General features: G+C 65.5%; 13 protein-coding genes. 12 read left to right on the top strand and 1 reads right to left on the bottom strand.

Annotated features, from left to right (window positions below; translation table 11 throughout):
* Positions 1-714: OmpA family protein (locus tag GEV05_22920; protein ID MPZ46182.1), on the bottom strand; the 714-nt coding region annotated here is incomplete at its 3' end.
* A 541-nt stretch (positions 715-1255) separates the two neighbouring features.
* On the opposite strand from GEV05_22920, the gene gyrA reads away from it, so the two are divergent.
* From gyrA to lapB, 12 genes are all read left to right on the top strand, one after another.
* Positions 1256-3874: a DNA gyrase subunit A gene (gene gyrA / locus GEV05_22915; protein MPZ46181.1), complete on the top strand. Its 2619-nt coding sequence runs from the start codon at positions 1256-1258 to the stop codon at positions 3872-3874.
* Positions 3875-3997: 123 nt separating this feature from the next.
* Positions 3998-5080, top strand: coding sequence for a 3-phosphoserine/phosphohydroxythreonine transaminase (serC, locus tag GEV05_22910; protein MPZ46180.1), 1083 nt, complete (start codon positions 3998-4000; stop codon positions 5078-5080).
* Positions 5073-6269 carry a 3-phosphoglycerate dehydrogenase gene (locus GEV05_22905; GenBank protein ID MPZ46179.1) on the top strand — a complete coding sequence of 399 codons (1197 nt, stop codon included), beginning with the start codon at positions 5073-5075 and terminating at the stop codon, positions 6267-6269. The genes serC and GEV05_22905 overlap by 8 nt, the downstream gene beginning before the upstream one ends.
* A gap of 46 nt (positions 6270-6315) precedes the next feature.
* Positions 6316-7383 (top strand): prephenate dehydratase, encoded by a 1068-nt coding sequence (pheA, locus tag GEV05_22900; protein MPZ46178.1) that lies wholly within the window; start codon positions 6316-6318, stop codon positions 7381-7383.
* A gap of 56 nt (positions 7384-7439) precedes the next feature.
* Positions 7440-8540 carry a histidinol-phosphate transaminase gene (locus tag GEV05_22895; protein MPZ46177.1) on the top strand — a complete coding sequence of 367 codons (1101 nt, stop codon included), beginning with the start codon at positions 7440-7442 and terminating at the stop codon, positions 8538-8540.
* A 24-nt stretch (positions 8541-8564) separates the two neighbouring features.
* On the top strand, positions 8565-9440 hold the full coding sequence (locus GEV05_22890; GenBank protein MPZ46176.1) for a prephenate dehydrogenase/arogenate dehydrogenase family protein: 876 nt from the start codon (positions 8565-8567) through the stop codon (positions 9438-9440).
* A 49-nt stretch (positions 9441-9489) separates the two neighbouring features.
* Positions 9490-10818: a 3-phosphoshikimate 1-carboxyvinyltransferase gene (aroA, locus tag GEV05_22885; protein MPZ46175.1), complete on the top strand. Its 1329-nt coding sequence runs from the start codon at positions 9490-9492 to the stop codon at positions 10816-10818.
* Positions 10819-10839: 21 nt separating this feature from the next.
* Positions 10840-11523 (top strand): (d)CMP kinase, encoded by a 684-nt coding sequence (locus tag GEV05_22880; GenBank protein ID MPZ46174.1) that lies wholly within the window; start codon positions 10840-10842, stop codon positions 11521-11523.
* Between the two features lie 102 nt (positions 11524-11625).
* Positions 11626-13347 (top strand): 30S ribosomal protein S1, encoded by a 1722-nt coding sequence (gene rpsA / locus GEV05_22875; protein ID MPZ46173.1) that lies wholly within the window; start codon positions 11626-11628, stop codon positions 13345-13347.
* 12 nt (positions 13348-13359) lie between these two features.
* Positions 13360-13713: an integration host factor subunit beta gene (locus GEV05_22870; protein ID MPZ46172.1), complete on the top strand. Its 354-nt coding sequence runs from the start codon at positions 13360-13362 to the stop codon at positions 13711-13713.
* Between the two features lie 126 nt (positions 13714-13839).
* Positions 13840-14130 carry a DUF1049 domain-containing protein gene (locus tag GEV05_22865; protein ID MPZ46171.1) on the top strand — a complete coding sequence of 97 codons (291 nt, stop codon included), beginning with the start codon at positions 13840-13842 and terminating at the stop codon, positions 14128-14130.
* A 15-nt stretch (positions 14131-14145) separates the two neighbouring features.
* The coding region (gene lapB / locus GEV05_22860) for a lipopolysaccharide assembly protein LapB (protein ID MPZ46170.1) at positions 14146-15152 on the top strand (1007 nt) is incomplete at its 3' end.

Below are 15152 nucleotides of genomic sequence, written 5' to 3'. Positions count from 1 at the left end.
CTTCGGCTTGGCCTTGGGCTTGGGCTTCGGCTTGCGGCCCACCGCTTCGATGTCCACGCGGCGGTTCGGCGCCAGGCAGTCGATGAGTTGCTTGCGGCTCATCTTGTTGTCGCAGAACTTGGTCACCGGCACCGGGTTCGCGAACCCCTTGCCTTCCCAGAAGATCAACTTTTGATCGACGCCCTTGCTGGTCAGGTAATCCTTGACCGTCTGGGCACGCGCTTCGGACAGCTTCTTGTTGTAAGCCGCCGATCCGATGCGATCGGTATGACCCGTCACGATGATCGCGCCGAGGGTGACGCCCTTCCAGGCTTTCGCCATCCAGCTGTCGATCTCCTTGCGTTGATCGTCGCGCATCGTGGCCTTGTCGAAGTCGAAGTTCTGCACCGAGAGCTTCAGCTCGACGTTCATCATCGCCGGCTTCTTGGGCTTGGGCTTCGGCTTGGCCGCGGGCTTGGGCTTCGGCGCCGGAGCGGCCTTTGGCGGAGGCGGAGCCTTGCGGACCAGATCCGGATCGCATTGAGCCACCGCCCGGGCAGGCGTCCAATCGGAGGTGCGCACGCACAGACCGGTGGTTGCACTGGTCACGATGTTGCCGGTCATCGCGTCGACCAGGTAGCCTTGATTCTTGGTGTCCGCCGCCAGGACGGCCGAGGGCAGCATCACTGCTGCCACGGCCAACCCCGTGAGCGCCCTTCGATTCATGGATTGCATGCTTTCATTCCTCCTTGATTAACGGAAGCTCCCCAACCGGGCAGATCTGCGATCAACGTCCGGCATACCCACTCATTCACCGATCATAATCACCTTTTTTTACTGCGTAAATAGCAGGAAAAAAAGAATTTTTTGCCGTTGCCGCAGCGCTCGCGCGGGCTCCTGCGACAACTCTTCCACACCGCTTGCTGCGCGGCGAGGAGAGAAAACACCCCGCGAGACACCTCGCGATCCGTTCGTCATGACAAGAGTGCAGCACCTGCATCAGTCAGGCCCGTGGGTCGCTACGTATTCCAATCAGCGCCCGATTGCAAACTCAGTCACAACGCTTTCAGTCACAATACTTCGCGTCGATCCTAGCATGGGAGGGCCCCGAAATCGGCCAATGGAGGACATTGGGATAGGGCAAAGCCGTGCCGGCGTTGCGTCATTGCCACACTCTAGCCGTGAGCGGGCGTCGGGCAGGGGCCGGAAGCGCATGTTGCGCATGCTAAACTCGACCGGTTTCACCCTCGGCCCTTAGGGCTCTCGGTTCTCCCAAATGGAACAAATCGCTCGCGAGACGCTGCCCGTCAGCCTCGAAGAGGAGATGCGCCGCTCCTATCTCGATTACGCGATGAGCGTGATCGTGGGCCGCGCTCTGCCGGACGTGCGTGACGGATTGAAGCCGGTGCACCGCCGCATCCTGTTTGCGATGCACGAGGCGAACAATGTCTGGAATCGTCCCTACGTGAAGTGCGCCCGCGTGGTCGGCGACGTGCTCGGCAAATACCACCCGCACGGCGATTCGGCTACGTACGAAGCGCTGGTGCGCATGGCGCAGGATTTCTCCATGCGTTACCCGCTGGTGGACGGGCAGGGCAATTTCGGCTCGGTCGACGGCGATTCGGCCGCGGCCTACCGCTACACCGAGTGCCGGCTGGAGCGCATCGCCTCCGAGATGCTGGCCGATATCGACAACGAGACGGTCGACTTCGTCCCCAACTACGACGGCAAGGAACTGGAGCCGGCCGTCCTGCCCTCCAAGCTTCCGAACCTGCTCATCAACGGCTCCTCGGGTATCGCCGTCGGAATGGCGACCAACATTCCGCCGCACAGCCTGTCCGAGGTGATCGACGGCTGCCTCGCGCTGCTGGAGCGTCCGGGCACCGAGATCGACGACCTGATCGAGATCATCAAGGGGCCGGATTTCCCGACCCGGGGCATCATCTACGGCATCGCCGGTGTCCTCGAGGGTTACCGCACCGGGCGCGGGCGCATCATCATGCGCGCGCGCACCCATTTCGAGGACATCGACAAGGGCGCGCGGCAGGCGATCATCATCGACGAGCTGCCCTACCAGGTGAACAAGGCGGCGCTGCTCGCCCGCATCGGCGAAATGGTGCGCGAGAAGCGCCTGGAAGGCATCGCCGAGATCCGGGACGAATCCGACAAGTCCGGCACCCGCGGCGTGATCGAGTTGCGCCGCGGCGAGCTGCCCGAGGTCATCCTGAACAATCTGTTCAAGGAGACCCAGATGCAGGACAGCTTCGGGGTCAACATGGTGGCGCTGGTCGACGGCCAGCCGCGCCTGCTGAACCTGAAGCAGATGCTGGAGGAGTTCCTGCGCCACCGCCGTGAAGTGGTGACCCGGCGCACAGTGTTCGAGCTGCGCAAGGCGCGCGAGCGCGGCCACATCCTCGAAGGCCTGGCGGTCGCGCTCTCCAACGTCGACGAAGTGATCGCGCTCATCAAGGCCTCACCCTCGCCGGCTGAAGCACGCCAGGCGCTGATGGCCCGGGTGTGGTCATCCACGCTGGTGGCGGGGATGCTCGCCCGCGTGAACGTCGATGCCTCGCGTCCCGATGGTCTGGATGCGGCATACGGCCTGGGGCCCGACGGCTACCGGCTCTCGGAAGCGCAGGTCCAGCGCATCCTGGAGATGCAGCTGCAGCGCCTGACCGGTCTCGAGCAGGACAAGATCGTCACCGAGTACCGCGAGATGATGGACCGCATCGCCGATCTGCTCGACGTGCTGGCCAAGCCCGAGCGCATCACCGAGATCATCGGCGAGGAGCTGCGGGCGCTCAAGACGCAATACGGCGACGAACGTCGCAGCGAGATCGTCGTTCATGCCGAGGACCTGCGGCTGGAAGACCTGATCGCCCCGGCCGAGGTCGTGGTCACGTTGTCGCACTCCGGGTACATAAAGGCGCAGCCGGTGGCCGACTACCGTGCCCAGCGTCGCGGCGGCCGCGGCAAGCAGGCCGCGGCCACCAAGCAGGACGACTTCATCGACAGCCTTTTCGTCGCCAACACCCACGACACGATCCTTTGCTTCTCCGACCGTGGGAGGGTGTACTGGCTCAGGGTCTACCAGGTGCCGCAAGGCAGCCGCACGAGCCGCGGCAAGCCGATCAACAACCTGGTGACGCTGGAAGAGAACGAGAAGATCACCGCCATCCTCGCGGTGAAGCAGTTCGACGACCAGCACTACGTATTCATGGCCACTGCCCAAGGCACGGTGAAGAAGACCGCGCTGTCGGCATTTTCACGCCCGATGCAGCGGGGCATCATCGCGGTGGACCTGGGGCCGGGCGATTATCTGATCGGCGTGGCGCTCACCGACGGCGCGCGCGACATCATGCTGTTCTCCGATGCGGGCAAGTCGGTGCGTTTCTCCGAAGACGAAGTGCGGCCTATGGGCCGAGTGGCAGCGGGTGTGCGCGGCATGCGGCTGATCGAAGGCCAGAAGGTGATCGCGCTCATCACGGCGGGGGACGAGGTGTTGTCGGTGCTGACCGTCACCGAGAACGGCTACGGCAAGCGCACGCCGCTCAGCGAATATCCGCGCCGCGGCCGCGGTACCCAGGGCGTGATCGCAATCGAGACCAGCGTGCGCAACGGGCCCGTGGTGGCCGCGCGGCTCGTCACCGACGGCGACGAGATCATCTTGATCACCAGCGGCGGGGTTCTGATTCGCACCCGCGTGCACGAGATTCGCGAAATGAGCCGCAACACCCAGGGTGTGACGCTGATCCAGCTCGACGAAGGCGAGAAGCTGGCCGGTCTGGAGAAGCTGCTCGAATCCGAAGACGAGAACGGCTCGGCCGACGCCGAGCCGGACAGCGCGCCCGAGTCGCCGCCGGAATCGCCGCCGGAATCGCCCTCTGATCCTTAAGTGACGCACTGAAACTCGCGCAGGTTCGGGCCCGGTGGCTGCAGTGCCTTCCGGATTCAGCGCCTGCGCGGGTAATATCGAAAGTTTTCCCGCTCGGGAATCACCGAAGTAGGACGCACATTCATGGCACGCATATTCAATTTCAGCGCCGGGCCGGCCGTGATGCCGGAGGCCGTGCTGGCGCAGGCCCGTGACGAGATGCTCGATTGGCACGGCGCCGGCATGTCGATCATGGAGATGAGTCACCGCAGCAAGTCGTTCATTTCGGTCGCCGAGGCGGCGGAATCCGACCTGCGAAGCTTGCTCGGCATTCCGGGCAGCTACAAGGTGCTGTTCCTGCAAGGGGGCGCTCAGGCGCAGTTCGCGCTCGTGCCGATGAATCTGCTCGGCACGAAGAAGAGCGCCGATTACGTCGACACCGGGCAGTGGTCGAAGAAGGCGGTGCAGGAGGCGAAGCGCTATTGCACGCCGAACGTGGTTGCCTCCTCGGCGGACGAGCGCTACACGAGCATCCCCGATCGCGCGCAATGGCGGCTCGATCCGGACGCGGCGTACGTACACTACACGAGCAACGAGACCATTGGCGGCGTGGAGTTCCAATGGGTCCCCGACACCGGCAACGTACCGCTCGTGTGCGACATGTCGTCCAACATCCTGTCGCGCCCGCTGGACGTGGCGAAATTCGGTTTGATCTACGCCGGCGCGCAGAAGAACATCGGGCCGGCGGGTCTCACCGTCGTTATCGTGCGCGAGGATTTGCTGGGCCGCGCACTGCCGATCACGCCTGGCGTGTTCGACTACAAGGCGCAGGCCGGGGCCGATTCGATGCTCAACACGCCCGCCACCTTCGGCATCTACCTCGCCGGGCTTACTTTCAAGTGGTTGCTGGCGCAAGGTGGGCTCCCCGCCATCGAGAAGCGCAACATCGAGAAAGCGGGGCTCGTCTACGAGCTGCTCGATCAGACCGAGTTCTATCGCTCCCCGGTGCGGCGGGAAGATCGCTCGCGCATGAACATCGCCTTCACCCTGCGCGATGCCAAGCTCGACGAGCCATTCCTGAAGGAAGCCACGGCGCAGGGGCTTTCCGAGCTCAAGGGGCATCGCTCGGTGGGCGGCATGCGCGCTTCGCTCTACAACGCGATGCCGGTTGCGGGGGTGAAGGCGCTGGTCGAGTTCATGCGCGAGTTCGAGAAGCGCCATGGCTGATCCATTCAAGATACTCACGCTCAACAACATCGCGGCCGTGGGACTGAAGCGCTTCCCCGGCGCGCGCTATCACATCGGCAGCCATGAGAGCGGACCGGACGCGATCCTGGTCCGCTCTCACGACATGCATTCGATGGACATCCCGGCCAGCGTCAGGGCGATCGGACGCGCGGGCGCGGGCACGAACAACATCCCGGTGGCGAAGATGAGCGAGCGCGGCGTGCCGGTGTTCAACGCACCGGGCGCCAACGCCAACGCCGTGAAGGAGCTCGTCATCGCGGGGCTGTTGCTCGCCGCGCGCAATATCGGTCCGGCGCTGAAGTTCGTCTCGGGCTTGAAGGGCGACGACGACAGCATCGACAAGCAGGTCGAGGACGGCAAGAAGCATTTCGCCGGCACCGAGCTTCCCGGGCGCACGCTCGGCATCATCGGGCTGGGCAAGATCGGAAGCCTGGTCGCCGACACGGCGATTCGACTCGGTATGAACGTGCTGGGCTACGATCCCGAGATCACGGTCGACGCGGCCTGGAGCCTGCCTTCGCAGGTGCGCAAGGCGCACACCATCGAGGAAGTGCTGCGTGGTTCGGAGTACGTCTCGCTGCACGTGCCGCTGCTGTCCGCCACGCGCAATCTGGTCGATGCGGAGCGCCTGCAGGCAATGAAGTCGGGGGCGGTGCTGCTCAACTTCTCCCGCGACGGCGTGGTCGACACCGACGCGGTGGTGGCCGCGCTGGAAGCGAAGCGCCTGCGCTGGTACGTGTGCGATTTCCCGTCCTCGCGCCTGCAGGGGCACGCCCACGTGATTGCGCTGCCGCACCTGGGCGCTTCGACGCGCGAGGCCGAGGACAACTGCGCGGTCATGGTTTCCGACCAGGTTCGCGACTACCTGGAAAACGGCAACATTCTCAACGCCGTGAACTTTCCCGACGTGGTGATGGCGCGCGAGTCGCCGTACCGCGTGGGCATCGCGAACGCGAACGTGCCCAACATGCTGGGCCAGATCTCCACCGCTATGGCGAACGCCGGGCTCAACATCCACAACATGCTCAACAAGTCGCGCGGGCCGATGGCCTACACGCTGGTGGATGTGGATAGCGCAGTGCCGGCCGGGGTCGTGCGCGAGCTGGAGTCGATCCAGGGCGTGCTCATGGTACGCTACCTGCCAGCCGAATCCGGGGCTGCGAGCTGATTTCGCAGCTGCGAGGGAGCGAGCCGCTAGCTCGCAAGGTGGGGCAATGACGGATCCCTTGAAAACGCTGCGCGATGAGATCGACGCGCTCGACGAGCGCCTGGTCGGGCTGATGAACGAACGCGCCCGGCTCGCACAGCGCATCGGCCAATTGAAGGACGATGGCCCGGCGTACCGGCCCGAGCGGGAAATGCAGGTTCTGAATCGCGTGCATGCGCTCGGCGCGGGACCCTTGCCGCCGGAAGCCCTCACGCGCATCTATACCGAGATCATGTCGGCGTGCCGCGCGCTCGAGGCGCCCGTCGCCGTCGCCTATCTCGGCCCGCCCGGAACGTTCAGCGAGGAGGCCGTGGTCAAACACTTCGGCGGCTCGGTGCAGGGCCTGGCGTGCGGCTCCATCGACGAAACGTTCCACAGTGTCGAGTCGGGCGCCGCGGCCTATGGCGTGGTGCCGGTGGAGAATTCCACCGAGGGCGCGGTGGGCCGCACCAACGATCTGCTCTTTCTCAAGCCGGCAACGATCTGCGGCGAGGTCATGCTGCCGGTGCATCAGTGCCTCATGAACCGCAGCGGGCGCAGCGACGGCTTCGGCAAGATCTATTCGCATTCGCAGAGCCTGGCGCAATGCCGCGGCTGGCTCAACACGCACTATCAGAAGGCGGAACGGGTCGCGGTCGTCAGCAACGCCGAGGCGGCGCGGCTCGCATCGCTGGACGACAGCGCAGCCGCGGTTGCCGGTCGCCTCGCGGCGCAGCGCTACGGGCTACAGGTGGTGGCGGAGAACATCGAGGACGAGCAACGCAACATCACGCGCTTCATGGTGATCGGCAAGCAGAGTGTCGGGCGCACGGGGCGCGACCGGACGTCGCTGGTCATGGCAACCCGGAACCGGCCGGGCGCCGTGCACGAGCTGCTGGTTCCGCTTGCGCGCAACCAGGTGAGCATGAGTCGGTTCGAATCCCGGCCCGCGCGCTCGGGGCTGTGGGAGTACCTCTTCTTCGTGGACGTGGAAGGACACGCGCAGGACGAGAACGTCGCCCAGGCGCTGGCCGAAATGCGCGAGCGGGCGACCTTCGTCAAGATCCTGGGCTCTTATCCGATGGCGCCCGACTGAAGCATTCCCGCCCGCCGACATCATTACGCGCCGGGCTCGATCCGGCGACCGACATCATGGATCTTTGCGACCACGCTCCGTCCTACATCCGCTCGATTGCACCTTACCAGCCGGGCAAGCCCATTTCGGAGCTTGCGCGCGAGCTCGAGCTCGACGAGTCCAGCATCATCAAGCTCGCATCGAATGAGAACCCGCTCGGTGTCAGTCCCAGGGCGGCGGCCGCGATTGCGAAGGCCATCGCGGAGTTGTCCCGCTATCCCGACGGCAGCGGTTACGACTTGAAGCAGGCATTGGGCGCAAAGCTCGGCGTTACAGCCGATCGCATCGTGCTCGGCAATGGCTCCAACGACGTGCTGGAAATGGTGGCGCGCGCGTTCCTGTCGCCGGCGACGAATGCGGTGTACGCGCAGCACGCCTTCGCCGTCTATCCGCTCGCGACCCAGGCGACCGGCGCCCGCGGCATCGAAGTCGCGGCGCGCGAATTCGGCCACGATCTGGATGCGATGCTGCGTGCGGTCGACCGCGATACGCGGGTGATGTTCATCGCCAATCCGAACAATCCGACCGGGACGTTCGTCGAGCCCGGCGCGATGCACGCGTTCCTGCGCCAGGTGCCGGCGAACGTGGTCGTCGTGGTCGACGAGGCGTATCAGGAATACCTGCCGGCCGAGCTGCAGGCCGACAGCATCGGATGGCTGCGCCAGTTTCCGAACCTGGTCATCACGCGTACGTTTTCCAAGATATACGGGCTGGCGGGGTTGCGCCTGGGCTACGCGCTGGCGCACGAAGCGGTGGCGGATCTCATGAACCGCGTGCGCCAGCCGTTCAATGCCAACAGTATCGCGCTTGCTGCCGCGCAGGCGGCACTGGACGACGAAGCGTTCGTGCGCCGCAGCCGCGAGGTCAACTTCACCGGAATGGCCGCGCTTGCGGCGGGCTTCAAGCGCCTGGAGCTGCCGTACATCCCGTCGGTGGGCAACTTCGTCACCGTCCGGGTGGGTGACGGTGCGGAAATTTTTCGCCGGCTATTGCGCCGGGGCGTGATCGTGCGGCCGATCGCGGGCTATGGGCTGCCCGCGCACTTGCGGGTGACGATCGGCACCGAAGCGGAGAACGCGCGGCTGCTGCAGGCGCTGGAAGAGTCGCTGCATGACTGATCGAGCGCGATCCCGCACGCGGCCATGAGCCAACCGCTTATCGGCAAGCTCGCCATCTACGGCGTGGGCCTCATCGGCGGGTCGTTTGCGCTCGCATTGAAGGCGGCGGGTGCGGTTGGCAAGGTGGTCGGCCAGGGCCGCAGCCGCGCCAATCTCGATCTCGCGCTCGAAGCCGGGGCGATCGACGCGGTGGCACGCGATGATCGCGATGCAGTCGCGGATGCCGACCTGGTCCTGCTGGCCATGCCGGTGGGTCAGATGACACCGGTGATGCGCCGCATCGCACCCTGGCTCGGTGCGCACACAGTCGTCACCGATGCCGGCAGCACCAAGCGCGATGTGATAGCGCTGGCCTGCGAGCACCTGCACGCATCGGCTGCGCGCTTCGTGCCGGCGCATCCCATCGCGGGGGCCGAGCGCAGCGGCGCGGGCGCGGCGCGGGCGGAGCTGTTTCGCGACCGGCATCTCATCCTGACCCCGATCGCGGGCAACGACCCGCAAGCCGTGGCGCTGGTGCGCCGCGCCTGGGAGATTGCGGGAATGCGCGTGAGCAGCATGGATGCGCAGCGGCACGACGAGGTGCTCGCGGCGGTGAGCCATCTGCCGCACGTGCTTTCGTATGCGCTGGTGCACGAGTTGGCGGGGCGTGCCGATGCCGAGCACCTGTTCGCGCTGGCGGCGGGCGGCTTTCGCGATTTCACGCGCATCGCCGGCAGCTCGCCCGAGATGTGGCGCGACATCTGCGTGTCGAATCGCGATCTCCTCCTGGAGGAGCTGGCGCGTTATCGAGCCGAGCTCGAACGTCTCGCAGCATTGTTGCAGGCAGCCGACGGCCCCGGCCTGGAGGCACTCTTCAGCGCCGCACGCGACGCGCGCAACCGCTGGCTGCAGATTCGCTGAGACTTCCAATGTGCTTGGCCCCGCAACGCCATCGAAAGGGAAGTGCCTGATGGACGTGCTCGAGCTGGCAGCGGTCGAGCGCGTCGGCGGCAGTGTCCGCCTGCCGGGCTCGAAAAGCATCTCCAATCGCACGCTGCTCTTGGCCGCCCTCGCTGAGGGCGATACCCGCATCGAGGAGCTGCTCGACTCGGACGATACGCGCGTGATGCTGGCCGCGTTGGAAAAACTCGGCGTGGCGCTCGAGCGCGACGCCGGCGCGCGTTCGGTCGTCGTTCACGGCGTATCCGGCCGCTTTCCGGTCAAGCGGGCCGACTTGCATCTCGGCAATGCCGGCACCGCTTTCCGCCCGCTGACCGCGGTGCTCGCGTTGTGCGGCGGGCGCTATGGGCTCTCCGGGGTGGCGCGCATGCATGAGCGGCCGATCCGTGACCTGGTGGATGCGCTGCGCCAGGTCGGCGCCGATATCGCTTATGCCGCCAACGAAGGCTATCCGCCGCTCACCATCGGACCCGCGGAGATTCGCTTGCCGCCGAGCGTGCAGGTGCGAGGCGACGTGTCGAGCCAGTTCCTGACAGCACTGCTGATGGCGCTGCCGCTCGGCGCAGAGCGCGTGCGCATCGAGGTGATCGGCGAGCTGATCTCGAAGCCCTACGTCGAGATCACGCTCAACATGATGCAGCGCTTCGGCGTCGAGGTTGAGCGCGAAGGCTGGTCGGCATTCGAGATTCCCGCCGGCAGCCGCTATCGCAGTCCCAAGCGCATCTTCGTCGAAGGCGATGCGTCGTCGGCGTCGTACTTCCTGGCAGCGGGTGCAGTCGGCGGCGCTGCGGGCGGCGATCCGGTGCGCGTCGAGGGCATCGGGCGTGCGAGCATCCAGGGCGATGTGCGCTTCGTTGGAATTCTCGAGCACATGGGTGCGGCCGTGACGATCGCGGACAGCTGGATTGAAGCGGGGGCGCGGGGAAGAACGCAGCGCACCCGGTTGCGGCCGATCGATGCGGATCTCAACCACATCCCGGACGCGGCCATGACGGCCGCCATCCTGGCGCTGTTCGCCGATGGCACCAGTGTGTTGCGCAATATCGGAAGCTGGCGCGTGAAGGAGACCGATCGCATCGCGGCAATGGCGGCCGAGCTGGCGAAGGTCGGTGCCGGCGTCGAGGCGGGAGCGGATTTCCTGCGAGTGACGCCACCCACGCAATTCCGGCCGGCCACCATACGCACCTACGACGATCACCGCATGGCGATGTGCTTCTCGCTGGTGGCTCTGGCCGGCGTGCCGGTTCGAATCGAAGATCCGGATTGCGTGGGCAAGACCTTTCCGGACTATTTCGCCGCTTTCGCCGCCATCTGCGGTCGCGCCGGCGACGGTGGCTGAATCGGGTCCGTTGCGTTGAGCCTGCAACCTGATCCCAACGACGCCATCCCGGTCATCGCGATCGACGGGCCGGCCGCATCGGGCAAGGGAACGGTCGCGCAACGGGTCGCCGCCATCCTCGGCTTCCACTATCTCGATAGCGGCGCCCTCTATCGGCTGGTCGCGCTCGCGGCCGAACGGGCGGGCGTGCCGTACGGCGATGAGGCCGGGGTCGCCGCCCGGGCCGCTCGTCTCGACGTGGCATTCCGCGACGGCGACGTCTGGCTCGGCGCGGAGCCGGTCGGCGATGCCATCCGTACCGAGACGATGTCCGCGGCGGCCTCGCGGGTGGCCGCGTTGCCAGCCGTACGGCAGGTCCTGCTCGCTCGCCAGCGGGCGTTTCGCGCCCCGCCTGGCCTGGTGGCCGACGGGCGCGACATGGGAACCATTGTTTTTCCGCGCGCGCGGCTCAAGATCTACCTCACCGCGAGCGTGCAAGCGCGTGCGCAGCGGCGCTATAAACAGTTGATGGAGAAAGGGTTGGGTGCTAACATTCAAACCCTTTTGCGGGACATACGCGAACGCGATGCGCGCGACAGCGCCCGCGCCGCCGCACCGCTCGAGCCTGCCGAGGACGCCATCGAGATCGATACGACCGCGCTTTCCATCGAGCACGTCGTCGATCGGGTTCTGGCCCTTTGGCAAAAGCAGTTGGAGGCGCAGTAACAAGCGCCAGAGGCGCAAGTCAACAGGCGCCATGGGCCGCCCGGCCGCATGGCATGTTCAACCAGCCCCGCTAGTGCGGCGGGATATCAGGTCCATTCAAATATGAGTACGGTTGCCAGTCCGGTCGGTACGAACGAAAGCTTTGCTGCATTGTTCGAGGAAAGCCTGTCGCGCAAGGAAATGCGCATAGGCGAAGTGATTACCGCAGAAGTGGTGCGGGTCGACAGCAACTTCGTTGTCGTCAATGCCGGACTGAAATCTGAAAGCCTCATTCCGCTCGAGGAGTTCCGCGACGATAGCGGCGGGCTCGAGGTCAACCCGGGCGATTTCGTAGCCGTCGCTATCGATGCGCTCGAGGACGGCTACGGGGAAACGCGGCTGTCGCGCGACAAGGCCAAGCGCCTCGCCGCCTGGCTCGATCTGGAAGCGGCGCTGGAGAAGGGTTCGCTCACGCAGGGCGTCATCAGCGGCAAGGTGAAGGGCGGCCTCACCGTCATGATCAACGGCATCCGCGCCTTCCTCCCCGGTTCTTTGGTCGACATCCGCCCGGTGAAGGACACCACGCCCTACGAGGGCAAGCCGTTCGACTTCAAGGTGATCAAGCTCGACCGCAAGCGCAACAACGTGGTCGTGTCGCGCCGTGCGGTTCTCGAAGCCAACCTCGGCGCCGAGCGCCAGGCACTGCTGGCGAGCCTGCAGGAAGGCGTGGTCGTCAAAGGCATCGTCAAGAACATCACCGATTACGGCGCGTTCGTCGACCTGGGTGGCATCGACGGCCTGCTGCACATCACCGATCTGGCCTGGCGTCGCGTACGCCACCCCTCCGAGGTTCTGAGCGTGGGCGACGAGGTGACCGCCAAGGTCCTCAAGTTCGACCAGGAAAAGAATCGCGTCTCGCTGGGCTTGAAGCAGCTCGGGGAAGATCCGTGGGTGGGCCTGTCGCGGCGCTATCCGCAAGGCACGCGCTTGTTCGGCAAGGTCAGCAACCTCACGGACTACGGCGCGTTCGTCGAGATCGAGGCGGGCATCGAGGGACTGGTGCACGTCTCGGAGATGGACTGGACCAACAAGAACGTCCATCCCTCCAAGGTGGTGCAGCTCGGCGACGAGGTCGAAGTGATGGTGCTCGAGATCGACGAGGATCGCCGCCGCATCTCGCTCGGCATGAAGCAATGCATGCCGAACCCGTGGGAAGAGTTCGCCATGAACTACAAGAAGGGCGACAAGGTGAAGGGCCAGATCAAGTCGATCACCGACTTCGGCGTCTTCATCGGCCTTCCCGGCGGCATCGACGGCCTGGTGCACCTGTCGGACTTGTCCTGGTCGCTCACCGGCGAAGAGGCGGTGCGCCGCTACAAGAAGGGTGAGGAAGTGGAGGCGGGGGTGCTGTCCATCGACGTCGAGCGCGAGCGCATCTCGCTCGGCATCAAGCAGCTCGAGGGCGACCCGTTCAATTCCTACGTGGCGATGCACGACAAGAACAGTGTCGTGACCGGCACGGTCAAGTCGATCGACGCCAAGGGCGCGGTGATCGCGCTGACCGACGAGATCGAAGGCTACCTGCGGGCCTCGGAAGTTTCGCGCGACCGGGTGGAGGACATCCGCTCCAAGGTGAAGGAAGGCGACTCCGTCACCACGATGATCATCAACGTGGATCGCAAGAACCGCACGATCAATCTCTCGGTCAAGGCGAAGGATCTGGCGGAGGAGAACGAAGCGCTCTCGAAGATGCAAACGGAGCGGCCGAACAGCGCGGGCACGACCAATCTCGGCGCGCTTCTCAAGGCAAAGCTCGACACGGCGAACAGCTCCTCCGACCAATAAGGCGGGACTGCCATGACGAAGTCGGAGCTGATCGCGCGCCTGGCCACCCGGCATCCTCAGCTCGTGGCCAAGGATGCCGAGCTCGCGGTCAAGATGGTCCTGGATGCGATGACGCGCAGCCTTACGCAGGGGCAGCGCATCGAGATCCGCGGCTTCGGCAGCTTCGGCCTGAACTACCGGCCACCTCGCGTCGGCCGCAACCCCAAGTCGGGTGAGAAGGTGAAGGTGCCGGCGAAGCACGTGCCCCATTTCAAGGCCGGCAAGGAGCTGCGCGAGCGCGTCGACGCGCACCGGCCCGAGTCGACCATCGTGCGCGCAGTCGAGGCGGCGCAGTTGCGCGGAGGCGAGTCCGAGGCCAAGCCCTGAGCGATTGGCCCCAGCGCTTGCGCGGTTTGCTTTGCCGCTTGCGCGGTTTGCTTTGCCGCTTGCGCGGTTTGCTTTGCCGCTTGCCGCCGGCGCGGGCCCCGATTCGAACCTGAACCTGCGACGGCCATGCGCTACCTCCTCTGGCTACTGCGCATCACGCTGTTCCTGATTCTGCTCGGTTTTGCGGTCAAGAACAGCGACACGGTCAGCGTCCACTACTACTTCGGCGCGCAGTGGCACGCTCCACTCGTATTCGTGATGCTGGTATGTGTCGTGGCCGGCGTCGTGCTCGGCGTGCTTGCCGTCCTCGGCCAGGTGTTCCGCCAGCGGCGCGAGATCGCCGAATTGAAGCGCGAGCGCCGTGCGCAAGCGCGCGGATCGGCGCAGGCGCTTCCGCCGCCCGATCCGACTCTCTGAAGCAAAGGCGCCGGCGTGGAGTTCGAGTACTTCGAGTACTGGTGGCTGCTCGCGTTTCCGCTGTTCTTCGGCTTGGGGTGGCTCGCCGCGCGCATCGACATCAAGCAGATCGTATCCGAGTCGCGCGTGCTCCCCGGCTCGTACTTCAAGGGCCTCAACTTTCTCCTGAACGAGGAGCCGGACAAGGCGATCGAGGCCTTCATCGAAGTGGTGAAGGTCGACCCGCAGACCATCGAGCTGCATTTCGCGCTGGGGAGCCTGTTCCGGCGCCGGGGCGAAGTCGAGCGCGCCATCCGCATGCATCAGAACCTGGCCGAGCGGCCGGACCTGGAGCCGGTGCAGCGCCGGCAGGCGGTCTTCGAGCTTGCGCAGGATTACCTGAAAGCGGGACTGCTCGACCGCGCCGAAGAGCATTTCTCGCAGCTTCTCGGCACCGATCTCGACGAGCAGGCGCTCGGTTTCCTGCTCGAGATCTACGAGCAGGAGAAGGAATGGGAGAAGGCGATCTCGACTGCCGGGCGTCTGGAGGCGCATACCGGGCAATCGCGGCAGAAGGAGATTGCGAACTTCGAGTGCGAGATCGCCAGCCGCGAAATCATGCAGTCGCGCGTCGACGCCGCCCGACCGCACCTCGAGCAAGCGCTTGCCCGTCACCGGCTGTGCGTGCGCGCCAACATGCTGTTCGGAGACCTCGAGCAGACGCTCGGCAATGACGAGGCCGCGATCGACGCGTGGACGCGGATCGAGTCGCAGAACCCCGAGTTCCTGCCGCTGGTGGCCGAGCGCATGATTGCGGCATACCGGCGCTTGGGGCGTGTCGAGGAGGGGCTCACGTTGCTCAAAGGCTATCTGGCCCGGTATGCCTCCATCGATTTGCTGAACGTCGCGTTCCAGGCCGAGCTGGAAACCGCGGGTACCGAATCGGCCTATCGGCTCGTGCGCGAGGAATTGCGGCGCAATCCGACGCTGCTCGGGCTGGACAAATTGCTGGAAGCGCAGATGCTCGAAGTGCCGGCCGCCCG

The organism is Betaproteobacteria bacterium (genome assembly GCA_009377585.1).
Taxonomy (GTDB): domain Bacteria; phylum Pseudomonadota; class Gammaproteobacteria; order Burkholderiales; family WYBJ01; genus WYBJ01.
The sequence above is the reverse complement of the archived record's forward strand: the minus strand, read 5'-3'. Positions and strand labels throughout refer to the sequence as shown.